The organism is Marispirochaeta aestuarii, from assembly GCF_002087085.1.
GTDB classification, from domain to species: domain Bacteria; phylum Spirochaetota; class Spirochaetia; order JC444; family Marispirochaetaceae; genus Marispirochaeta; species Marispirochaeta aestuarii.
On the sequence record NZ_MWQY01000001.1, the window covers coordinates 148,788 to 169,860 of the forward strand.

A 21,073-nucleotide genomic window follows, 5' to 3' on the forward strand; every position below is an offset into this window, starting at 1 on the left:
TACTACTCCGAATCGTTGAGGATCTGGAGAAACCAGTTCAGGCTGCGCCGTATGCGGTGGACGTTGAATTTGTCCATCTCCGGATGATTCCGTTCGATCTGCTGGTGAAGCATCCGCCCCATTTCGAGTCCGTCCTCCGGGGGTATCGGAAGCTTCCTGCCGATGAGTTCCGCCTCGATGTTTCGTGTGCGTATTGTCAGGCGGTTGCCGATGCAGAAGCTGGTTCTCAGGTCGCTGATCACATCCTTCTGTTTGCGGACCACCCCGCAGAAAATAAAATGCTCCGGTGTAAAGAGCCGTTCCTGCTGACGGAACTGCTCCACATCCCAGTCCATAAAGGGGATACGGATTCTTGTTACCAGTTCTCCCGGCTCAAGGAGCGGTCCTTCGTCTCCGCTGATAAAGCGGTTGAGGTTTACCCAGCGGGTATTGCCGACGCGACGCAGTTCCAGGCGTACATCCAGCAGCAGCAGGACCGGATATGTCGAAAGCCTGTGACTCCGGGCGCAGATGTTGCCTCCCAGGGTTGCGTGGTTGCGGACCGCGGCGTTACCGATGTTTCTCAGCGCGGCATACAGGGATCTGGGCATGACATGCCGCCCGGTATTGATTATTTTGCTTATGGAGACCGCAGGCCCGATTTCCATGTAGCGTTCGGTACGGCTGATCTGGGATAGTTCGGAAACGTGGCCGAGATCGATAAGCTCACCGCCGAAACCTTCCCTCGGACCTTTGGACAGAAACAGGTAGGTTCCCCCCGCAAAGGGAACAGCCCCGGGGTGGTCCCGGTAATAGGAAAGAAGGTCCTGCAGGGTCGTCGGGGAGAATACCTTTGTGTTCCTCTGTTTTCTAACTGACACGGTGCCGGTTCCTTCGCAGACGGCCGGTGTATTGAACCGCCTTCAGGTAGGTACGAAAATCGGTACAGCGGCACTTTACGGCCCGATAGTATTCGGCAATCTCTTCCTCTCCCGGGTTCGGGGATATCTCCAGCAGGGCATGGGTGGTCAATATTCTGCCTGCGGCGCAGAACCGGCATGGTGAAAGCCCCGCTTCCCGAAAGCCTGCCAGGACCTCCTTGTAGGCGTGCTGCTTGGCGAAACCCTCGATGGTGGTAACCCTCATTCCCCGTACCCGGAAGAGGGGAGTCATACAGGAGTGGAATATCTCCCCGTTTATCAGGACTATACAGGAGCCGCACTCCCCGGAATAGCAGCTGGCATGGGTCCCTATCAGGTGGTAACGCTCCCGCAGCACATTGATCAGTCTGGTGTCAGCCTCGGCGTCAACGGTTTCTGAACTACCGTTCAACATGAACTGAATTCTCATGTCCCCTCCATATACTGGTGAATATTTCTTGGGGGAAGGGGAAAGCGGTCAAAATAGACCCCCGCCGCCTGACTCAGGGCGGCGGTGAATGCGGGGGGAATCATGATGTAGGGCAGATCTCCGATACCGGAGGAAAACTTCTGCCGGGAACCGCGGTTGAAGCTGATTTCCACCGGGGGTATGTCCTTGAGCTTCGGGAGATGAAATGGGGATTCCGAGGTTTCCAGATTCTGCAGGTTTACCGTGCAGCCTTCCACAGCATGCAGGATGCCGGTTTCCAGGACGCTTTCGGCCCGGTGGCGGTGGAGAACTTCGCCGCAGTCCACAGCCACCCAGACCCCCCGAACGCTCTTTTCCAGCAGTATGGGATCGAGTTCCAGTTCCACCACGCAGGCCGCCCAGCTTCTGGCGGCATAGGGACTTCCCTGAAGCTGGGATTCCTCCCAGCGCCCTTTCGCGGGTAGCCTGAACGACCTGGAGGCTTCTAGGGGCAGGGGGTTCCGGAAGCGTTTTTTCTGAATGGCCTCGCAGCATCGCTCCACCAGCCGGTACACCACCGTGATGTTTCTGGAAAGTCCCGACGGCCCGCTCTCCGGAATGCGGTCGGTGTCGTCATTGATGATATGGACCCCGCTCCGGGGAATCCCCAGGATTTCCGCCGCCCGGCGCCGTGCGAGGGATGCTGTTTTATGCATACCCGAAAGGCCGGAGGTAAAGATGTAGAGGTCTCCTTCCGACTCCAGCCGGGCTGTGACTTTGAAGCGTTCTGTCTCTTCTCCCCGTCCGAAGAAGCCGTTCCCCTGATAGACCCCGGCGATTCCGATTCCCCGGAGAGGACGGTTTTCCTGCTCGGGACTGCTGCGCCGTTTTTTCGCCAGCTCGTAGGCGGCATGTTTGCGGCTGAAATCCGAAGCCGCAGCGACTTTGGTGAGGAGTTCCGGCAGAGGGCTCTCCTTTTCATCCAGGTTCCGGAGCTTCCAGTTGAGAGGATCCGTCTGGGATACCTCGGCTATCAGGCTGGCATGGGTCTCGGAGGCAAAGAAACAGCCCGCAAGACCCGCTCCCGGAGAAAAGTCCAGGGGGCGCCGGGTTGTTTCTATGAGCCGGGTTGTAACGGAGACGTTTTTGCAGTTGTAGTTTCCCGCCGCCGCCGAGGAAGCCCTCTGCAGGGCTTCTTCGGAATAGACGGGGAAGGCCCCGGATTCAAGGTTAACCGTCACGTCGATGGCAGCCAGGTCGCCGTTCTTGTCCACCGCGGAGCGATGTTCTATGGCCACCGGGGTCCCCCGGGGACCGTGATGGAGGAGCTCATTGGCGCTGAGGATCAGTTTGCAGCTTTTTCCGGAAACCTGTGCCGCCAGGGCCGCGTAGGCCGCCAGAAAGGAGGGGTACCAGAGTTTCTCGTCAAACTGGGCGCTGAAGGCGGTGCGGCGTACGGTAACATCGGTCGGTCGTATATCAAGAACTCCGGCTACCGTTGATCGCACATGGTGCAGCCACTGGGTAGACGAGTAGACCACGAGGCGTCCTTCTTCATAACGGGCGAATGCTCCCTGGGCATCCAGGGACCAGGGGAGGGTTTCGTCCACATAATAACTGCCCTCGAGGATCTGAAAGGCCTCCTTCAGAACCTTTTCGGGGTTTCCCCGGCTGAGTCGATGCTCTTTGATGATCTGTTTCTCGAAAAAGTTCTCGAAAGAAGGCAGCACCGTAATGTCCCGGTAATCGATGCTTACATAGCCGGCGAACTCTTCCATCTCCTGCCGGTTATTGCCGGCGATCAGGAGCACCGGCTGGCCGAGGTAGTGGATTGTTCCTTCCGCCAGAATGGGGATTTTTCCCGAGGAGAGGTGGATACAGTTCTCTCCCGGAATATCCTGGGCCCCCAGCACGAGCATTCCGTCGGGGGGGTCAGGGTAGCTGATCAGGTTGATTTTACCCCGTTCAACCTGGGATCGCAGGATGGATACATGGAGCATGGGGGAGTCGAAGTAGTCGTCTATGTACTGAATGCGCCGTTGTTCCATACAGCCCTTTATTCCGCTTTACAACCATTCTTGACCGCCTGTATCACCCTGTCAACCTGGGCATCGTTCATACCCGGATAGATGGGCAGGCTCAGGCAGCGGGAATAGGCATCCATGGCATTGGGAAAGTCTCCGGGAGAAAAGGCGTAGCGGTCCCGGTAGTAGGGCATCAGATGGAGGGGGATGTAGTGAACGGAGGTGCCGACACCCCGGCGTCGCAGGGATTCAATCAGATTGTCCCGGTTTATCCGGGAATCCCGGGATACCTTGAGGATGTAGAGATGCCAGGCATGGTCCCCGGAGGTCCGGGGTATATCCAGTTCAGGCATCTCCCGGAAGGCTTCGGTATAGGCTGCGGCAATCTCCTTTCTGCGGGCGAGAAAGGTCTCCGCTTTTTCCAGCTGGACCCTGCCCAGGGCCGCCGCCAGGTCGGTCATGTTGTACTTGTACCCCGCTTCCACCACCGAGTAGGCCCACTGGGCCCTGTCCGAGGTGTAGCGGTCCCATATACTGCGGTCGATTCCATGGAGACGCATGGTACGTATGCGTTCGGCGATTTTATCGTTGTCCGTCACAACCATACCGCCTTCGCCGGTGGTTATGGTCTTGGTTGCGTAGAAGGAGTATACCCCGGTATCTCCCGATGTTCCTGTCCAGCGGCCGTCGTCAGATCTGACCGGAAAAGCGTGGGCGGCGTCTTCGACAATGGCGAGGCCGAACTCTCCGGCGATACTTTGAAGTTCCGTCATCCCGCAGGCTTCGCCGCCGATATGCACAGGTATGAGGGCCTTGAGTCTGTGGCCGTTTTTTTCTGCAGCACGGAGGGTTTCCCGCAGAATCCGGGGGTCGATATTGAAGCCTCCGGGAGTGATGTCCGAAAAGACGAGCTCCGCCCCCAGGTAGCGTACAACCTCGGCGGTGGCGGTAAAGGTGTAGGGACTGGTCACCACGGTGTCGCCGGGGCCGATACCCAGGGCTTCCAGGGAGAGGTGCAGTCCCGCGGTGGCGGAATTGAGGGCCAGGGCGCAGGTGCTGCCCACTTTCGAGGCGAACTCCGCCTCGAAGGCCTGAGTCTCTTTTCCGGTGGTAAGCCAGCCGGAGCGCAGGACCTTCAGCACCGCCTCCTCTTCTTCCCGGCCGATGGAGGGCAGGGCAAAGGGGATAAACTCAGTACCGGGGTTCGTCATCGGGGACCTCGAAGCTTGGAATATGCCTCGCCAGGGTGGAACGGAGGACCCGGCGGTCACGGAAGGTTTCGGGCTTGAGGGGATCAAAGAAACAGACCGGCTTCAGGTCACGGATCAGATCATCCAGGCTGCCCGTGATTCTGCTGCGATGCCTGAGTCTCAGAATCCGCTGAAAATCGGTGGCCTCCCCGGTTTCACCTTCCGCCCACAGTCGTTCGCTCAGTTTTTCCCCCTGCCGGAGGCCGATGTAATTAATGGGAATATCCGTTCCCGGTTCGTACCCGTAAAAACGGATCATCTGCTCCGCCAGCTCCCGTATGGGTACCGGTTCTCCCATATCCAGTACGTAGAGATCCCCTCCGGTTCCCAGACCTCCCGATTTCAGCACCAGGGAGACGGCTTCGGGGATCGTCATGAAGTAACGGGTTGCCCTGGGGTCCGTGATGGTTACCGGTCCCCCTTTGAGAATCTGCTTCTTGAAGAGGGGCACGATGCTTCCCCGGCTGTCCAGTACGTTTCCGAAACGGACAACCATAAAGTGCTGATCGCCGTTGTTCCTGGCGAGGGCGAGCTCTTCGGATATCATCTTGGAGGCGCCGTATACATAACGGGGTTCCACCGCCTTGTCGGTGGAGATCAGTACCAGCCTGGGCACAGCGCTTTCCCGCACCGCCTCCACCAGATGGAGGGTCCCGAAAACGTTGTTCTTGATTACCTCTACGGGATTGCTCTCCGCCATGGGAACGTGCTTGTAGGCGGCACAGTGAAAAATAATGTCCGCCTTGAGGCGCTGGATTATGAAGCGGGTATATTCCCTGTCCTTGAGGTCTCCCACCACCGGTACCAGGGTGGCCTTTTCTCCGACTCCCTCTTCCTGGAGGATCTTCAGCTCCTTTTCAATCTCATAGACGTTGTTCTCGCCGTTGTCGAAAAGGTAGAGACGTTCCGCCCCCGCGGACAGGAGCTGCCGGGAAAGTTCCGAACCGATGCTTCCCCCCGCACCGGTTATCAATACCCGCTTGTCCCGCAGGTAACTGAGGGTCTCCTTAAGGGGAATACGGACGGGTGTGCGTCCAAGAAGATCTTCCACGGCAATCTCCCTGGTCTGTATCAGATGAGCGTCGCCGTCGATTATCTGTGCCAGGTTGGGAAGAATGCGGATGCGGTCAAAGGAAGCGGAAGAGAGATGTTCGTAGATGGTCGTGAGCTGGTCGTTCGTGGCTCCCGGAATTGCGATCAGGGCCTCATCCGCGGGACGGGTCTCAAAAATTTTGCTGATACGGGCAATGGGGCCCAGAACGGGGATATCATCAACCTTGGTGCCGATTTTCCCGGGATCATCGTCCAGGAAGGCGACAAGCCGGCCAAAGGTTCCCTTGGTCTTTATCTCTTCCGCGATTTTGCGGCCTGCGAAGCCTGCGCCCACTATATATATGGTTCTACCGCTTTTTTGCATTCCTATTTTTCTTCTTCCGATGATGTTTCGATCAGTTCAAAACCGAAATCTACCATAAAAGAGTCTTCGTACATATTCAAGCGGACTTTCGCCCTTCGTTTTCGTCTGTCCACTTTGATAATTCTGCCTTCAAGGCCTTTCAGGGGGCCTTCCTTGACCTGTATCCGGTTGTTCTCATCAAAGCGTACCTTTGACGCCGCAACCGTTTCCCCGTGCTCGAGAAAATGGAGGAGTGTCCGGCGGTCTTCCCCGTGGAGGGGTTCGATGTTGGTGTTCGACTTGAGAAACTTGTAAATCCCCTGAACGGGCCGCAGGGCCCAGTAGACCTCCGGTTCCAGCTTCTCAGCTTCAATGAAGAGATATCCCGGGTAGATTGCGGTGGTTTCCTTCCGCGTTTTTCCCCGCCGTCGGATCATAAGGGTTCGCTGAGGGAAAAGCAGACGTCCATAGTTCTCTTCATCCAGTCCCGCCACGCGCATCGCCGCCCGGGCAAGTTTGAGGGCCCTGGCTTCTCCCCGGGTTTGAACCTGCAGTACAAAATACTCCATTGATGATGGGCACATTACCACGGATATGGAAAAGCGATCAAGTCGGAAAAAAAGCAGTCGATACTAGAACCGGAGGTATCCATGGTTCGTCGTTTGCCAGGCATCGTGTTAGTTCTTGTCTTCTGCGGGGCTGCTCTTTACAGTGATGCGGTTCTTATTTTCACCACCAATTCCCTGGATCCTGAACGTCTGTCGGTGATGGAACTGCAGTCGGCCGTGGAGGACGGAGCAATGGCGGCGCTCTTCGACGCAGGACACATTGTGTTCAATGCCGGAGTGGTTGCCGGGAATCCCAGGTTGAAGGGGCCTTCCGACAGACTCTCCATGAGGATGGCAAAAAGCGGCGGAGCCCTCTTTTTACTGGAGATCGATCTGCTTTACGAAGAGCCTGAAACAGACGAGGAACAACTGAATGCCCCTTCGGCGCAGTATCGTCTTTATGATGTTATGCAGGATACGCTGCTGACCCAGGGGAGCCTTTCCCCCGGGGATGTCAGGAACCGTGAGGATGCCGGTCCGGAAGAACTCAGTACAGCCCTTGGCAGTGCCATCGCCGATCATGCGGTTTCGATGCTGCGGCGTCAGGGAAACGGGGAGGCCGGCGATGTATGATGAGGAGACAAATGTATGATCAGGACGACAGCTAAAGTTCTTATATTCAGCATATTATTCTCTCTGATTTCCTTTTCCCTTTTTTCTCAGTCCGAATGGGAGGGTACCACCGCCATGGGACGCTATGGGGAGTTTCCTTCCTCGGGGCTCTACGGGGCCTCCAATTCCTTTCCCCGGAATACCCTGGTGGAGGTGGAGAACCTGGAGACAGGTATGTCCGCCACCGTTCTCATTGTCGATCGTCTGGATGATCCGGGGCTGTTTCTGCTTCTTTCCCGGGAGGCTGCCGAGAATCTCGGCATCGAGGATGACCAGATCGTCCGGTCCCGGGTACAACTGGCGGATAACTCACGGCGTCTTTCCATAGAGGACAAGGACCGTCCCTATCATCCCGACCCGGATATCAACCCCGGTGCGGAGGATGAGCTCTCCTTCCTGGACCGCTACGCGGCTACAGAGGCTGCACCCGGGACAGCGCCTGTTCCCCCGGCAGCCCTGGCTGTTGTTCCGCCGGAACCGGAAGAGACCGGGGATACAGAAGAGTCCCCGGCCCGACCTGAACCCGAAGCAGCAGCTGAAGCGCCTCCGGCGGTGGTGGCGGACATCGCAGTGGAGCCGGAGCCTGAACCTGAGGCCCCTGAATTGACCGAAACTGCCGAACTGGACGAAGGACCTCGTGTTGAAGAGCTCGTGGCCACCGCCCCGGAAGAGGATGTCCCGGATCTTCCCCTGGCCGAACCGGAGCTGAAGGACCAGGCAGTCGCAATGGGAATAACGGACAACCTCTACGGTGCGGCTCCCGGCGAGGAGGAACTCGCACTGGGCGAGCTCCCGGTACCTTCCGAGGCTGCTGAACGGGAAGCCGCCATTGCCGAGCAGTTTCCCCTGCCTCAGCCCCCCTACAACGGAGAAGAGGAGAGCTTCGTTGCCGCCGTTCCACGGCTGATCGAGGAACCCCGGCTGGAAGCTGAAGAGGAGCCCGCGGAAGAAGAGATGGCCGCCGCACCTGCGGAGGAGCCTCAGGGCGAGACCGTGGTGGTGCTGGAACCCGCGGAAGCCCGGCCGCCTGAACCCTCTGAAGGGGAGGAGTCGAAGGCCTTGGTCCAGGCTGAAAAGGAAGAGGTCGAAACCCTGGATGTGCCCACGGCTCTTCAGGTTGAACCCGACTCCCTCTATCTTCAGCTGGGGGTCTACACCTCGCCGGTAAGCGCCGAATCCACGGCGGCACGTTTTAAAGGTACCTATCCGGTGCTGGTATTGAATCAGGATAACGCCTATTATAAGGTTCTGGTCGGTCCCTTATCGCCGGATGAAAGCGGAGCCCTCCTGATGAACTTCAGGGCCAGGGGGTTTCGGGACGCCTTTATCCGCAAAGGGTACTGACAGAATAAACCGGAGAACAAGAGAGACTGATGCCGGACCCGAAACAGGAAATAGACTCGTTATCGGAAAAGCTGCTTGCATGGCAGCACGAATATTACCAGCTGGCCCGGCCCTCGGTCTCCGATACCGAGTACGACCGGGTTTTTGATCGTCTTCAGGAGCTCGAAAAGAAGCATCCCGAACTCAAAAAGCCGGATTCTCCCACCCTCAGGGTGGGAAGCGATCTTTCCGCAGAACTCCCGGAGGTCGAGCATACCATTCCCGTCCTGAGTCTCGACAAGGCCTACAGCGCTGCGGAGGTGGATGCCTGGGTAGCCAAGACCGCGAAAAATGCCGAGGAAGAGCTCTCCTTCGTCGTGGAGGAGAAGATCGACGGGGCCTCCATCGTTCTTTATTACGAGAACGGGGTCCTGGCCAGGGGAGTTACCCGGGGTAACGGCCGGGTGGGCAACGATGTAAGCGCCAATATCCGCACAATCCGCTCGGTACCTCTGCGGCTTTCGCAGCCCGTCTCCATCGCCGTCCGGGGAGAGGTTTTTCTGCCCCTGGACCGTTTTGACGAGATCAACGCCGAGCAGGAGGTTCCCTTCGCGAATCCCCGCAACCTGGCGGCGGGCACCCTGCGGCGCAAGAAGAGCAGCGAGGTTGCCCGGGTGCCCCTGGAAATCTTCGTCTACGAAGGCTATATGTCCGGCAGCGAAGAAGAGCCCTTCGATCAGCACCACCTTGTCCTGGATTACCTGCTGAGCCTCGGTTTCAAGGTCAATCCCCGGCTGGGGATTTTCGGGTCCGCCTGTGAAGGCCCGGTTTTCCGTACCGGCAGCGGACTTGAGTTCTCTTCAGGACCCCTTGAAGCAGTGGGCCCTTTCCTGGAACGCATGAACCGGGGGCGGAGCGGTCTTGGCTATGAAATCGACGGTCTGGTGATCAAGGTGAACGAGCTTGCCCCCCGGGAGCGTCTCGGCTATACCGGTCACCATCCCCGCTGGGCCATCGCCTACAAGTTCGAGTCCCCCCAGGCTGTAAGCACCGTGGAAAGCATCGATGTCCAGGTCGGCCGTACCGGGAGAATTACCCCGGTGGCCAGAATAAAGCCGGTCAGAATCGGAGGATCCACGGTCTCCAACGTTACCCTGCACAATCAGCAGTACATCGAAGCCCTTGAGCTGTCCGCGGGAGACCAGGTGGCGGTTTCCAAACGGGGAGACGTTATTCCCGCGGTGGAGAAGGTGATAGAAAAGGGTGAATCCTCCGCCCCCGTATGGGCGATGCCCGAAACCTGTCCCTCCTGCGGGGAGGACTTGAGTCTCCGGGGGGCCCACCACTTCTGTACCAACCGGCGCTGCCCCGACCAGGTACGGGGAAGGATCAACTTCTTTATTGCCCGGGACCAGATGGACATCGACGGGCTGGGGCCGGAAACCGCCGCCGTTCTGATGGACGAGGGCCTTGTCGCCGGGATCGAGGATCTCTACACCTTCGAAACCGAAAAGCTGAACGGGCTTCCCGGTTTCGGCGAGAAAAAGATCGACCTTATACGCCGGGGAATTGAAGAGAGTAAAAAGCGCCCGTTCAGGATCGTTCTCCCCAGCCTGGGGATTCCGGACCTGGGGCAGAAGGCCGCGGAGCTGCTGATAGAGGCAGGCTTTCGGGATATCGACTCCCTCCTCGAGGCTGCGGATAACAGGCAGGAGGAAAGACTGGCGGAAATTCACGGCATCGGCGAAAAAACGGCGGCCTCGATTCTCGAGAGTCTCCGGGACCCGGAAATCCGGGGACAGATCGATGCCCTCCGCAGAGCAGGACTGAATTTCCGTGAAGAAGAAACGGAAACCCATCGGCAGCTGCCCCGGATCTTCGAAGGCCAGGTCTGGTGCGTTACCGGGAGCTTTGAAAACTTCAAACCTCGTTCAAAGGCCATGGAAGAGGTCAAACTCAGGGGAGGCCGGGCTGTGGGTTCCATTACGGGCTCTGTAAGCCATCTTCTTGCCGGGGAGGGTGCCGGAAGCAAGCTGAAGAAGGCCCGGGAGCTGGGAATCCGGATTGTCGACGAGGATGAGTTCCTGAAACTCCTGGGACCGGAGAGGGAATCCTGATGGCCCTCTCCTTTGCAGAGCGGGAAAATCTCAAAACCCTTCTTGAAGCCGAAGGATACGGAGTGATTCCCAACGACCGGTTCAGGATCGATATGGAGGAATCCTTCAGGCAGCTCTGGAAACGGGTGGAGTCCTTTACCATGACCGGCATGGAACGGGGATACGGCCTCTACCAGGCGGTACGGTATCTTGAGGAGCGGAATATCCCCGGGGATTTCGTGGAGTGCGGCGTCTGGAAGGGGGGCAGCTGCATGCTCATGATGGGGGCCCTGCAGGAGCTCGGAGCTGCAGCAAGGACCATCAGGCTCTACGATACCTTTACCGGAATGCCGGAACCGGGGGATGAGGACATCATCGCCTGGAACCGGCGGCCGGTAAAAGAGAAATGGCAGAGCCACGCCCTCGATTCCTGGGCCGTGGGGCTGGACGAGGTCCGGGCGAATCTTGGCCTGATGAATTACCCGGCGGAAAAGATACTCACCATTCCCGGGGACGTGGCGGAGACCCTGGCTGCCGACCGGCCCGAAGGGATCGCCCTGCTGCGCCTTGATACCGACTGGTACGCCTCCACCCTGCTGGAACTGGAGCTTCTGTACCCCCTGCTTTCCCCCGGGGGGGTGCTGATTATCGACGACTACGGCCACTTTGAAGGGGCCCGCAGGGCGGTGGACGAGTACTTTTCCCGTCCTGAGGTTCCGGGGATTCTGCTCTCCCGGCTGGATTATACCGGCCGTATGGGGATAAAGCATTAAGCCCCTTGACGATCCCCCGCTTTTTCAGGATTTTATACACGGGCACATATAGTACAGGTGCCCATACAGTATATTTTTGACAACAGAATAAGGAGACCTCACAGATGACTCGTGAACAAATACTTCAGAACGCCCAGGTGCGGGAGCAGAGCATCCTGCGCAATGTCTATGTCTGGATGACCCTTGGTCTTGGGCTTACCGGGGTTATCAGCCTCGGTATGGCCTCCAATCCAAACCTGGTCATGTCCCTGGTCCGCAATCCCCTCCTGTTTTACGGGGCAATAATTGGGGAGCTGGTCCTGGTAATGTTCCTCTCCGCCCGGCTCATGCAGATGAGCGCCACCGCCGCAACCCTCGGATTCGCCGGATACGCCGCCCTGAACGGTGTTACCCTGTCGGTGATATTCCTCGCCTATACCGGGCAGAGCATCGCCCAGGCCTTTTCGTGGCAGGCGGTACCTTTGCAGGAATGAGCCTCTGGGCCACCACCACCCGACGGGACCTGTCGTCCATCGGCAACTACCTCTTTATGGGGCTTATCGGGCTGATCATCGCCATGGTAGCCAACATGTTCTTCCGCTCCGACAGCTTCTCGCTGCTCATCAGCCTGGTGGGTGTGGCTCTTTTTCTGGGGCTTACTGCCTACGACACCCAGATGATCAAGAGCTGGAACCGGCAGTTCGGTTCTTCCATCGACGAGGCGGGCTATATAAAGCTCTCCATTATGGGAGCCCTGAAGCTCTACCTCGATTTTATCAATCTCTTTCTCTTTTTCCTGCGCATCTTCGGCCGCAGGGACTGACCCTTCAGCAGCCGTCGCGGCTGCTGTGGCTTAAGGGGTGCCGCAGAACCCGTGCCCGTATCCGGCTGTCGTCGCAGGGCACGAGTTCCGGCAGCTCTCCGGCCATGGCGACGGAGTCATCGATCAGTATAAGTACTCCCCGTACCCCCGGAAGCCCTGCGATACGTTCCGCGGCTTCCCGTGCACTCGCCGGGTCTCTGCTCAGGTTTCCCGCCAGGGTAGCTGCGGCATCCGCCAGGGATGCGTCCCCGGCTGATACGGTGGCCAGGCTGCAGTTTCCCAGGGAGAGGGAGTGTCCCATTTTTGAGGATGATGAGCAGAGGGCAAGGGGAGTCTCTTCCGGAGAAATCTTGAAGGCCACCCTCCCGGAGAGGGCGCTTTCCCCTCCGTACAGGCCGATATAGGCCTCCTCCCGTACATGCAGAAAGATATCCCCGCCGTTGTTGATTATCGTATCCCGGCAGCCTTCAGTTCTGGCGGCTTCGGCGGCCATCTGGGCCACCGTACCGGCTACCGCGGCCATGGGGCCGACGCCGACCAGGAGGGAGGCTTTGTGCATGCGCCGTACCGCCTCCGGGGGCTCCCCGGGCAGCTCTTCCAGGGGGGCCATGGCCCGCAGAAAATCCGGAAACGCATCGATATAGGCGGCCAACTCCCGGCGGATTCCTTTAACCGCGGCTTTAACGATATCGAAACGTTCAGTTGCCACTATAAAGGCCGCCTCCCGGTGGCGGAACTCGATAAACTCGTGCATCAGATTATGGAGGAACAGGCTCCGTAGGGGCAGTTCTCGATGCAGCTCAGGCATTCAACGCATTTTGAATCATCGAAAACCACCTCCCGGCCCGGCTCGCCGTTGAAATGGAGGGCCCCGGTGGGACAGTGGGGAATGCAGTTTCCGCAGGAGACGCAGAGGGATTCATCCCAGCGGAGGCCCTTCTGGTGTTCCCGGACCTCGATGTTGAGCTCCCGTACCCAGTCGATTCCCCGGGCGATGTCCTCGTCGGAACCGGTCAGGTCCAGAACAAGGAAGCCCTCTTCGTCGGGGGTCACCTTCGCCCGGAAAATGTTGATGATAAGGTCGTAGTCCTTTACCAGGTGGTAGACGATGGGTTTTTCCGTCTCGCACCGGGGAAAATAGAGCATCAGGCGCTTGGTTGTCATCAGCGTACTCCCTGCAGGGCTGCGGGCATTGGGGATGAGCTGCCCGTGGCCGGAAGCGGGGCAGCCGGGGTGTTGACGGTAAAATCTCCGGCTCTGATCTGGTCGGCCAGAAGGTTCGCCGCCTTCAGGGCCTTTGCATAGGAGGAGAGGCTTCCGGTCTCAACACTTCGTCCGAAGAGCCGGACCTCTCCCCGGCGCAGATCGGCGTAGCTGACATGGGTCAGAACCTTGCCGGTATTCTTCGGGTAATCCACGGCATAGTCGATTACCGGGGCCATGATATCCTCGTCCCGTACGGTACAGCCTTTGAGCACCTCCGGACCGGTGATGGGTATGGGAATGGCCACCCCCAGAGCCAGGCTGACGCCGTAGCCCCGGATTGAGACCCCCCGCACGAACTCCGGGTCCATCTGCTTGAGATCCCCGGTAAGTCCCAGGGTCCCGGCCCCGTCGACGGGGACGCCGGTGTCCCCCCTGGGGGCATCCGGACTGTGCTGGGTCCCCGGGGCATAGACGATTCCCGGCGCTCCCGCGAGCCATACCTTGCTTCCGATACCGATGGAACGGTACCAGGGGTCGTTTAAAAGGGGGCTCAGCTGTCCTGCGGAGGAGTAACCCAGGGAGCCGTAGGCCGGTTTCAGGGCTCCCAGGTAGGTGTGTATCAGCTTGTCCGAGGAGTTGACCGCCGCGTTGTAGTTCTGGTAACAGTTCCTGGGATTCGTCATGATCGCCTGGTTTATTTCCGCCAGGCTGAACTCACTGCGAAGCTCCCGTAAAGGGTACTCGTCGGTACCGTAGGAGCGGGCGTAGAGCTGTACCTTTTCTCCCCGGACGAGCTTTTCTATGACATGTCCGCCGCCGAAGCGAAACTCCCCGGGATAGTAGAGGTTGGCGGGATCGTTGACCTGGAGCTGGGTCGCGCCCAGGTACAGATCCACCGCCGCGATTCCGGAATAGACCTCCACATCGTCTATCCAGGCCTGGGTTATGCGGATCTTGGGTTTCGAGTGCCCCAGGTTCATGAATACCCCGGAGGAGCACATGGGACCGAAGGTGGCAGTGGTAACCACGTCGATCTCCCGGGCCGCCTCCTGGAGGCCCTTCCTTTCCACGTAAGCGATAACCTCTTCGGCGGTCATTACCACGGCCTTGCGGGATTCGATCTTTCTGTTGATATCGTCGATGCTTTTCAGCTGATTCTGTCTCTGAGCTTCTGGTTTTTTCATTTCCTGTCCTTTTATCCCCTGTATCGATAACCGGGAGCGCCGCTGACACCGGGCTCGAAGGCGAAGATTCCGCCCGCCTCAGGATACTTCCTGAGCCCCTCAGGGTCCATCCCCTGCCGGGCGGTGGTCACGAAGAGGGTCGCCCGATCTTTGCCGCCAAAGCAGCAGGAGGTAACATGGGGTGCGGGGATTCCGACCTGTTCGATCATTTCCCCGTTTTCCGGATTCCACCTGGCGACGCAGGCTCCCCGGTAAAAGGCAATCCAGAGCATTCCTTCATCGTCGATGGTCATGCCGTCGGGGCTTCCAAGTTCCGGGGGGGTGGAAAAGGCGATCCGCGGCGAGGATATCTCCCCGTTTTCCATGTTGCAGGAGAAGGCAACCACGCATTTTGTGGGGGTGTCGATATAGAACATCAGCGAGCGCTTCAGGTCCCAGGCAAGGCCGTTGGAGACAGTAACCCCCTCCACCCTGCGGCTTACAGCCCCTTTCTCGTCGAGACAGTAGAGGGCGGCCGTACCGGTGGTGCGGCTCAGGGACATGGTTCCGGCCCAGAACCTTCCGGCGGGGTCGCATTTGCCGTCGTTGAAGCGGCTGTCCGGATTGTCCGTCTCGGGAGAGGCGATTTCCTCAGAGTCGCCGCCTTCGGAGGAGAGGCGGAAGAATCCCTTTTCTCCGGCGGCGATAAAATTGCCCTCCCTGTCGAGGACCGCCGCTCCCACCTTCTGGCCGGCTGTAACGAGGGTATCCGTACCCGGAGAGGGATCACAGCGATGGATCTCTCCGGCATTGATATTGACCCAGTAGAGATGCTGGTCCTCTTCGTCCCAGAAGGGTCCCTCCGCAAGCTCCGCCCGGGCGTCGAGAATGGTACGTACTGCGTATTTCATCCCTCTATGGTAGAAACTTGCAGGCGTCTTGTCAAAGACTTTATTGGTGTTCCGGTTCCCTGGAACGGACACGGTCAGCCTTGTCCCGGTCCGGCAGGAACAGTACTATAGAGCACAGCATGAGATTATTTACCAATGCCCGCTTCTGTTCCATGGAAGCCCCGGACGACCATTACGACGCCCTCCTCGAGAAGGGGGGATCCATTCTCCGCCTCTATCGCCGGTCCGGGGAGATTCCCGCCGACCTGCACGCTGAGCGAATCGATCTCGACGGGGCATGGGTATACCCGGGCTTTACCGATACTCATACCCATTCCTTCGACGGAGGTCTCTATTCCCTCTGCCTTGACCTGGGAGGCTGCAGCAGCCTCAGGCAGGTGATCGAGGCCCTGGCGGGAGTCCGCCCTCTCGGTGGGCTTGCCTTTGCCTGGAACCTGGATGTTCACAGGATTCGCGAGGGACGCTTTCCGAACCTGACTGAACTGGACAGGGCGGTTCCGGATATCCCCCTTATCGTCAAACGGGTTGACGGCCACTCCTGCATGGTCAACAGCGCCGCCCTCAGGGCGGTCCCCTGGAAAAGCGGTTCTGCTCCCCAGTTACTGCCCCTGACCCGGGAGCTGAGCAGGGAGGCTTCCGCCTGGTTTCAGAGTATGGTGGATGAGGAGGGAATCCTCTCCGCCTACGACGCGGCCTCTCGAATCGCCCTGAAGGCGGGATTGACCCGTGTCCATACCATGGTGGGGGACGGAGAGAGCGACCCCCGTCATTTCGTCCTGCTTCGGGACAACCTGGAGCGCTTTGACGTCGACTTTGTTCCCTATCCCCAGATCAGCAACGTGAACAGGGCCCTGGAGCTTGGATCCCCCCGGGTGGGGGGCTGTCTCCTGAGCGACGGCTCCATCGGCAGTCATACGGCGGCCCTGAATGCACCCTACGCCGACCAACCGGAGAGCAGGGGAACACTCTACCGTGACCAGGACTTCTGGTACCGTTTTGTCCGGGAGGCCCACAGGGAAGGTCTTCAGGCCTGCGTGCATGCCATAGGGGAGGCTGCGGTGGAACAGATAGCCGGGGTGCTCAGAAGGGTGTACGATGAAGATCCCAAAGCGCTTCATCATCAGATTATTCATTGCGAGATGGTGAGCGACAGGAGCCTCGAGCTCCTTGAGGGACTGCCCGCAGCGGCTCCGGTACAACCGGCCTTTGACGCCCTCTGGGGAGGCGAAGGGGGATTGTACGAGAAACACCTGGGGAAGGAAGGTCGTGCCCGGTGCAACCGCTACGCTTCCCTCGCCCGGGCGGGGGTACTGCTTACGGGAGGTTCCGACTGGTATATAACGCCCCTGGATCCTCTGGGGGGTATTCGGGCCGCGACCCGGCTGTCAAACCCTGCCGAAAGGCTTTCTCCCTTCGAGGCGATCCGTCTCTATACCGTAAACGCAGCAAAGCTCACCGCTTCGGATGACCGGCAGGGATATCTCCGGGAAGGATACGAATGCGACCTGAGTATTGTCTCCGGTCCCGGGGAGGGGGAAAAAAGTGCCGTAAAAGGGGTGGTAAAGGAAGGAAAACTCCTCTTCCTGCGGGGACGGACTTGAATTTTTCGCCTCCTTCGTTAGAATTATTAATCAGACACCCTGGTGCGTGCATATCCAGGAACGGGGGTAGATGATTTGAAAACCAAGATGGACTTTCCCTCCATAAACCAGAAGGATCCCGAAGGGATCGGCCCCAACGGCAAACCCTACCGGGTCATGATAGTGGACGATTCCATGTTTGTAAAAAAGCAGCTCGGACAGATTCTTACCTCCGAGGGCTTTGAAGTTGTGGCAACCGCCGGAACCGGCAAGGAAGCCCTGGAAATCTATCAGGAGAAGAAGGGCGGCATCGATCTGGTTACCATGGATATCACCATGCCGGTGATGGACGGGGTTACCGCCCTGGAGAGGATCATGGCGCTGGATAAGGATGCGAAAATCATCATGGTCAGCGCCCTGGGAAAGCAGGACCTGGTAAAAAAGTCCTTCATGCTTGGAGCAAAGAACTATATTGTGAAACCCCTGGACCGGAAAAAGGTGCTTGAACGGATAAGCAGGGTTCTGCAGGGCCTGTAAGGGCCGCAATAGTAAAATTGTTCAGTTTTTTGGTAACTTCCGTCTATTTACAGGTGACTGTCCCGGCCCCATACTGGTACCGCTGAATCATCAGTACCAGTAAAGGAGATACCGGAATGTTACCTGAACAATGGAACACCCTGGAGAGACTGGTCCAGGGTAAAGAGAAGAATGTAAACGCTGCATTGATTGTCGACAGCCCCTGGATTCCCCCGTTCCTGAATATTTCCACCGCCGAATACCTGAAGAACCCGGAACTTCATTTCCGATCGAACATGGAGATAATCCGGAAGTACCCGGAGATTATCTTTTTCCCGGGGTTCTGGGTGGAGATGGGAATGGCCGCCGAACCTTCAGGCTATGGTACTCCCGTTGAGTATTACGACAATCAGCCTCCCACCATCAAACATATAATCGAGGATATCAGCGAGGTCGACCGCCTCAAACCGCAAATCCCGCCAGGGACGGACTGATGCCGGATATTCTAAAACGCTACCGGGAGCTTCTTCCCCTGGTCAGGGCGGAGGGTATGGAGATCAACGTGATCGCCGCCCGGGGACCCATGACCCTGGCGTCCCATCTTATGGGGGTGACCAACTTCCTGATCGGGCTGAAAACAGAGCCGGAGCTGACCCATCGTCTTCTGAAGATGACGACAAAAACGGTAATACAGTGGCTCGAAGCCCAGGCTGAGGTTCTCCCGGAAGTCCGGGGTATATTTGTTCTGGACGACATTATGGGTTTTCTCTGCGAAGAGGATTATCTGGAGTTTGCCCATGACTATTTCAGGGAGATCTTTTCCCTGCCGGCAAAGATAAAGGTTCTCCATAACGATACCCCCAACCCCGTATCCTTCAGGTTTCTTACGGACCTGGGAATAGATATGTTCAATTTCTCGCATCAGGTTCCCATACCTGATCTTCGAAGGCTCGTTGGAGACAGGATTGTGCTCATGGGCAATATCTCTCCCCTGGACATCATGGTAAAGGGGAGCGAAGAGGAGGTCTATGAGGCCGCGGTTTCCTGTATTGAACAGAACGCCGGAAACCCCCGTTTTCTGCTCTCCGCGGGGGGAGGGGTTTCCATGGGGACCCCGGAATCGACCCTGGGAGGGATTATCCGGGCGATTTCCGACGCAAACAGCGGGAAAATTCAGCTCCGGTAGACAGAGGGATCATCGCACCTGTATATTTCACTGATGAACCGCAGCGATCATGAGGCGGAAGGAATTCTTTCCACCTATGCAGAAACAGCCCTTCTTGTTGTTCCCCGTTTTCCCGGTCAGAGCGATCATGACTGTACCGCCGCCCTTTCTGAACTGGCGAGCCTGGTGGACACCATGGGGCTGGAGGTCCGGGAGGGCCTCATTGCCCCGGTCCGTGAGCCGAAATCGCGGTACCTCTTCGGCAGCGGAAAGGCTCAGGAGATTGCCGATCTGGCGGAAGAGCTGGAAGTGGACTGCATTATCTTCGACGAGGATCTTTCTCCCTCCCAGCAGCGCAACTGGGAAACCTTGAGCAGGCGCTGCGTTATCGACCGGCATGAGGTAATCCTGGATATCTTCGCCTCCCGGGCTTCAACCAGGGAGGCGGTGCTGCAGGTGGGTCTTGCCCGGATGGAGTACTCCCTGCCGCGGCTGACCCGGGCCTGGACTCACCTGAGCCGTCAGCGGGGAGGCAGCCGGGGTACCAGGGGCGAGGGTGAGACCCAGCTCGAGGTCGACCGGCGCATCGTCCTTCGCAGGATCGCCCGCATGAAGGAGGAGCTGGAACAGGTCAGGCGGAACCGCAGCACCATGCGCAAACAGCGTGAATCGGTGCCCGTACCCACCGCGGCGATCGTGGGGTACACCAATGCGGGAAAATCCTCCCTGCTCCACAAACTGACCGGTGCGGATCTGCTGATCGAAGACAAGCTCTTCGCCACCCTGGATCCCACAACCCGCAGGATTAAGCTGGAGGGCGGAAACGAACTCCTTTTAACCGATACGGTAGGTTTTATCCGCAAGCTGCCCCACGATCTGGTGGACGCCTTCAAGTCGACCCTGGAAGAGACGGTCCTGGCGGATTTCCTGCTCCATATCCTGGATGCCTCGAACCCGGAGGTGGAAGACCATATGGCGGTTACCCGGCAGGTCCTTAAGGAGATCGGCGCCGGGGACAAGCCCGTCCTTACCTGTTTCAACAAGACCGACGCCTGCGACAGGGAGACCCTTGATCACCTGATGCTCCGTTACCCCGGGGCCGTGTTCTTTTCCGTCCGCAGCGGCGAAGGGCTTGATAAGCTGCCGGAGGCACTGGAAAAGATGCTCTACCACGGCCTTGAGGTGGACCGATTTCTGATTCCCCCGGACAGACACGATCTTGTCGCCCTGGTACACCGGAACGGGAAGGTGAGCAGGGAGGAGTACTCTGAAGAGGGTATTCTGCTTGTGGCCAGGGTCCCCGACAAGGTCAGGGGACTCCTGAAGGAGTTTCGGACCGGGAGGGATCAGAATGTCCGGGTTTGATCTGCTTACCCCTGAGCTTGTCCTTCAGGCGGTGACCCAGGCCTGGGGATTCTCTCTTGAAAGCAGCCTGAGCCCTTTTCCCAGCTATATAAACCGGGTCTACGGTCTCAGGGACGATGACGGCAGGGAGTACGTTACCAAATTCTATCGGCCCGGCCGCTGGAGCTACGAGGCGATCCTCGAAGAGCACCGGTTCCTGGAGGACTGTCGCGAGGCGGAACTTCCGGTTGTAGTGCCTGTCCCGGACGAAGAGGGATATACCCTCCAGGATGTGATTGCCGTGGATGACGAAGGAAACGAAGAGGAGTATCTCTTTGCTCTTTTTCCGAAGCGGGGAGGGCGGAATTTCGATGCCGAGGGCGAAGAGGAGTGGCTGCGTCTGGGGAGGCTCCTTGGTCGGCTTCACCAGGTGGCCGGCGAGCGGGAAGCTGAACACCGGCTGGTGCTGCATCCGCAGGAAACGACCATGTCCCACATCCGGGAGCTTTCCGACCTTGTACATCCGGATCTGCGGGTGGAGTTCGAGGATTTTTGCCTGGAGGCGGTGGAAAGAATCAGCCCGGCTTTTGAGGGTCTCGACTATCACCGGATTCACGGGGACTGCCACCGGGGAAACATCCTGGACCGACCGGGGGAGGGGCTTCTTCTGATTGATTTTGACGATATGGCCGTCGGTCCCGCCGTTCAGGATTTGTGGCTCCTTCTGCCCGGCCGCCGGGACGAGTGCTCCCGGGAACTCAACCTGCTCGTGGAGGGCTATGAGGAGTTTTTATCCTTCCCCCGCCGCTCCCTGGACCTGATAGAAGCCCTTCGCTTTATGCGGATCCTCCATTACAGCGCCTGGTGTACCCGGCAGCGTAAGGACGCAGGCTTTTTCAAACACTTTCCCGGATGGGGGAGCAAGGCCTACTGGACCAAGGAGCTGGAGGACCTGAAGGACCAGGTCAGGCTGGGGCTTTCGGCGGTATAGACAGA

20 protein-coding genes and 1 pseudogene are annotated in these 21,073 nt (G+C 58.4%); 11 read left to right on the forward strand and 10 right to left on the reverse strand.

Features of this window, described 5'->3' with window-relative positions:
• Positions 1–2: 2 nt before the first annotated feature.
• From B4O97_RS00740 to loaP, 6 genes are read right to left on the reverse strand one after another with little or no spacing between them, the layout of a single operon-like run.
• Positions 3–860, reverse strand: a complete 858-nt coding sequence (locus tag B4O97_RS00740; protein WP_083047325.1) for an FAD binding domain-containing protein — start codon at positions 858–860, stop codon at positions 3–5.
• Complete coding sequence (locus B4O97_RS00745; RefSeq protein ID WP_083047327.1) at positions 850–1,329, reverse strand: (2Fe-2S)-binding protein; 480 nt, start codon at positions 1,327–1,329, stop codon at positions 850–852. The genes B4O97_RS00740 and B4O97_RS00745 overlap by 11 nt, the downstream gene beginning before the upstream one ends.
• Positions 1,326–3,356, reverse strand: coding sequence for a xanthine dehydrogenase family protein molybdopterin-binding subunit (locus B4O97_RS00750; protein WP_083047329.1), 2,031 nt, complete (start codon positions 3,354–3,356; stop codon positions 1,326–1,328). Before B4O97_RS00750 ends, B4O97_RS00745 begins: the two co-directional genes overlap by 4 nt.
• Positions 3,357–3,364: 8 nt before the next feature.
• Positions 3,365–4,543, reverse strand: coding sequence for a DegT/DnrJ/EryC1/StrS family aminotransferase (locus B4O97_RS00755; protein ID WP_083047331.1), 1,179 nt, complete (start codon positions 4,541–4,543; stop codon positions 3,365–3,367).
• Positions 4,524–5,999, reverse strand: coding sequence for a polysaccharide biosynthesis protein (locus B4O97_RS00760; protein WP_083047333.1), 1,476 nt, complete (start codon positions 5,997–5,999; stop codon positions 4,524–4,526). The genes B4O97_RS00755 and B4O97_RS00760 overlap by 20 nt, the downstream gene beginning before the upstream one ends.
• Before the next feature lie 2 nt (positions 6,000–6,001).
• Entirely contained in the window at positions 6,002–6,547 is a 546-nt protein-coding gene (loaP, locus tag B4O97_RS00765; protein ID WP_083047335.1) for an antiterminator LoaP, read from the reverse strand.
• Between the two features lie 81 nt (positions 6,548–6,628).
• Here loaP and B4O97_RS00770 point away from each other — a divergent pair, with 81 nt between their 5' ends.
• The 5 genes and pseudogenes from B4O97_RS00770 to B4O97_RS00790 all read left to right on the forward strand — a co-directional run bounded on the left by B4O97_RS00770 (position 6,629) and on the right by B4O97_RS00790 (position 12,192).
• Positions 6,629–7,159, forward strand: a complete 531-nt coding sequence (locus B4O97_RS00770; RefSeq protein ID WP_143305462.1) for a hypothetical protein — start codon at positions 6,629–6,631, stop codon at positions 7,157–7,159.
• 15 nt (positions 7,160–7,174) lie between these two features.
• Positions 7,175–8,542 carry an SPOR domain-containing protein gene (locus B4O97_RS00775; protein ID WP_083047338.1) on the forward strand — a complete coding sequence of 456 codons (1,368 nt, stop codon included), beginning with the start codon at positions 7,175–7,177 and terminating at the stop codon, positions 8,540–8,542.
• A 29-nt stretch (positions 8,543–8,571) separates the two neighbouring features.
• Positions 8,572–10,638 carry an NAD-dependent DNA ligase LigA gene (ligA, locus tag B4O97_RS00780; protein WP_083047340.1) on the forward strand — a complete coding sequence of 689 codons (2,067 nt, stop codon included), beginning with the start codon at positions 8,572–8,574 and terminating at the stop codon, positions 10,636–10,638.
• Positions 10,638–11,390 carry a TylF/MycF/NovP-related O-methyltransferase gene (locus tag B4O97_RS00785; protein ID WP_083047342.1) on the forward strand — a complete coding sequence of 251 codons (753 nt, stop codon included), beginning with the start codon at positions 10,638–10,640 and terminating at the stop codon, positions 11,388–11,390. The genes ligA and B4O97_RS00785 overlap by 1 nt, the downstream gene beginning before the upstream one ends.
• A gap of 176 nt (positions 11,391–11,566) precedes the next feature.
• Positions 11,567–12,192 (forward strand): annotated as a pseudogene (locus B4O97_RS00790) (Bax inhibitor-1/YccA family protein).
• Between the two features lie 4 nt (positions 12,193–12,196).
• Here the strand turns inward: B4O97_RS00790 and B4O97_RS00795 are convergent.
• Genes B4O97_RS00795 through B4O97_RS00810 form a run of 4 tightly spaced genes read right to left on the reverse strand, consistent with a single transcriptional unit; the run spans position 12,197 to position 15,472 of the window.
• Positions 12,197–12,901 carry a UPF0280 family protein gene (locus tag B4O97_RS00795; protein WP_143305464.1) on the reverse strand — a complete coding sequence of 235 codons (705 nt, stop codon included), beginning with the start codon at positions 12,899–12,901 and terminating at the stop codon, positions 12,197–12,199.
• A 44-nt stretch (positions 12,902–12,945) separates the two neighbouring features.
• Complete coding sequence (locus B4O97_RS00800; protein WP_083047346.1) at positions 12,946–13,356, reverse strand: NIL domain-containing protein; 411 nt, start codon at positions 13,354–13,356, stop codon at positions 12,946–12,948.
• Positions 13,356–14,582: a homocysteine biosynthesis protein gene (locus B4O97_RS00805; RefSeq protein WP_233142869.1), complete on the reverse strand. Its 1,227-nt coding sequence runs from the start codon at positions 14,580–14,582 to the stop codon at positions 13,356–13,358. Before B4O97_RS00805 ends, B4O97_RS00800 begins: the two co-directional genes overlap by 1 nt.
• Before the next feature lie 11 nt (positions 14,583–14,593).
• Entirely contained in the window at positions 14,594–15,472 is an 879-nt protein-coding gene (locus B4O97_RS00810) for an SMP-30/gluconolactonase/LRE family protein (protein ID WP_083047348.1), read from the reverse strand.
• Between the two features lie 119 nt (positions 15,473–15,591).
• Here B4O97_RS00810 and B4O97_RS00815 point away from each other — a divergent pair, with 119 nt between their 5' ends.
• The 6 genes from B4O97_RS00815 to B4O97_RS00840 all read left to right on the forward strand — a co-directional run bounded on the left by B4O97_RS00815 (position 15,592) and on the right by B4O97_RS00840 (position 21,068).
• On the forward strand, positions 15,592–17,073 hold the full coding sequence (locus B4O97_RS00815) for an amidohydrolase (protein ID WP_083047350.1): 1,482 nt from the start codon (positions 15,592–15,594) through the stop codon (positions 17,071–17,073).
• A gap of 75 nt (positions 17,074–17,148) precedes the next feature.
• Positions 17,149–17,589: a response regulator gene (locus B4O97_RS00820; protein WP_083047352.1), complete on the forward strand. Its 441-nt coding sequence runs from the start codon at positions 17,149–17,151 to the stop codon at positions 17,587–17,589.
• 116 nt (positions 17,590–17,705) lie between these two features.
• Positions 17,706–18,062, forward strand: coding sequence for a uroporphyrinogen decarboxylase/cobalamine-independent methonine synthase family protein (locus tag B4O97_RS19725; RefSeq protein ID WP_083047354.1), 357 nt, complete (start codon positions 17,706–17,708; stop codon positions 18,060–18,062).
• Entirely contained in the window at positions 18,062–18,754 is a 693-nt protein-coding gene (locus B4O97_RS00830) for a uroporphyrinogen decarboxylase family protein (protein ID WP_083047356.1), read from the forward strand. Before B4O97_RS19725 ends, B4O97_RS00830 begins: the two co-directional genes overlap by 1 nt.
• A 33-nt stretch (positions 18,755–18,787) precedes the next feature.
• Positions 18,788–20,098 carry a GTPase HflX gene (gene hflX, locus B4O97_RS00835; RefSeq protein WP_083047358.1) on the forward strand — a complete coding sequence of 437 codons (1,311 nt, stop codon included), beginning with the start codon at positions 18,788–18,790 and terminating at the stop codon, positions 20,096–20,098.
• On the forward strand, positions 20,085–21,068 hold the full coding sequence (locus tag B4O97_RS00840; protein WP_083047359.1) for a serine/threonine protein kinase: 984 nt from the start codon (positions 20,085–20,087) through the stop codon (positions 21,066–21,068). Before hflX ends, B4O97_RS00840 begins: the two co-directional genes overlap by 14 nt.
• Positions 21,069–21,073: the final 5 nt, after the last annotated feature.

Bases quoted from the DNA above. Each gene is read 5' to 3' on its own strand.
- B4O97_RS00745 (WP_083047327.1), bottom strand. From the start codon at position 1,329: ATGAGAATTCAGTTCATGTTGAACGGTAGTTCAGAAACCGTTGACGCC.
- B4O97_RS00750 (WP_083047329.1), bottom strand. From the start codon at position 3,356: ATGGAACAACGGCGCATTCAGTACATAGACGACTACTTCGACTCCCCC.
- B4O97_RS00755 (WP_083047331.1), bottom strand. From the start codon at position 4,543: ATGACGAACCCCGGTACTGAGTTTATCCCCTTTGCCCTGCCCTCCATC.
- B4O97_RS00760 (WP_083047333.1), bottom strand. From the start codon at position 5,999: ATGCAAAAAAGCGGTAGAACCATATATATAGTGGGCGCAGGCTTCGCA.
- loaP (WP_083047335.1), bottom strand. From the start codon at position 6,547: ATGGAGTATTTTGTACTGCAGGTTCAAACCCGGGGAGAAGCCAGGGCC.
- B4O97_RS00770 (WP_143305462.1), top strand. From the start codon at position 6,629: ATGGTTCGTCGTTTGCCAGGCATCGTGTTAGTTCTTGTCTTCTGCGGG.
- B4O97_RS00775 (WP_083047338.1), top strand. From the start codon at position 7,175: ATGATCAGGACGACAGCTAAAGTTCTTATATTCAGCATATTATTCTCT.
- ligA (WP_083047340.1), top strand. From the start codon at position 8,572: ATGCCGGACCCGAAACAGGAAATAGACTCGTTATCGGAAAAGCTGCTT.
- B4O97_RS00785 (WP_083047342.1), top strand. From the start codon at position 10,638: ATGGCCCTCTCCTTTGCAGAGCGGGAAAATCTCAAAACCCTTCTTGAA.
- B4O97_RS00800 (WP_083047346.1), bottom strand. From the start codon at position 13,356: ATGACAACCAAGCGCCTGATGCTCTATTTTCCCCGGTGCGAGACGGAA.
- B4O97_RS00805 (WP_233142869.1), bottom strand. From the start codon at position 14,582: ATGAAAAAACCAGAAGCTCAGAGACAGAATCAGCTGAAAAGCATCGAC.
- B4O97_RS00810 (WP_083047348.1), bottom strand. From the start codon at position 15,472: ATGAAATACGCAGTACGTACCATTCTCGACGCCCGGGCGGAGCTTGCG.
- B4O97_RS00815 (WP_083047350.1), top strand. From the start codon at position 15,592: ATGAGATTATTTACCAATGCCCGCTTCTGTTCCATGGAAGCCCCGGAC.
- B4O97_RS19725 (WP_083047354.1), top strand. From the start codon at position 17,706: ATGTTACCTGAACAATGGAACACCCTGGAGAGACTGGTCCAGGGTAAA.
- B4O97_RS00830 (WP_083047356.1), top strand. From the start codon at position 18,062: ATGCCGGATATTCTAAAACGCTACCGGGAGCTTCTTCCCCTGGTCAGG.
- hflX (WP_083047358.1), top strand. From the start codon at position 18,788: ATGAACCGCAGCGATCATGAGGCGGAAGGAATTCTTTCCACCTATGCA.
- B4O97_RS00840 (WP_083047359.1), top strand. From the start codon at position 20,085: ATGTCCGGGTTTGATCTGCTTACCCCTGAGCTTGTCCTTCAGGCGGTG.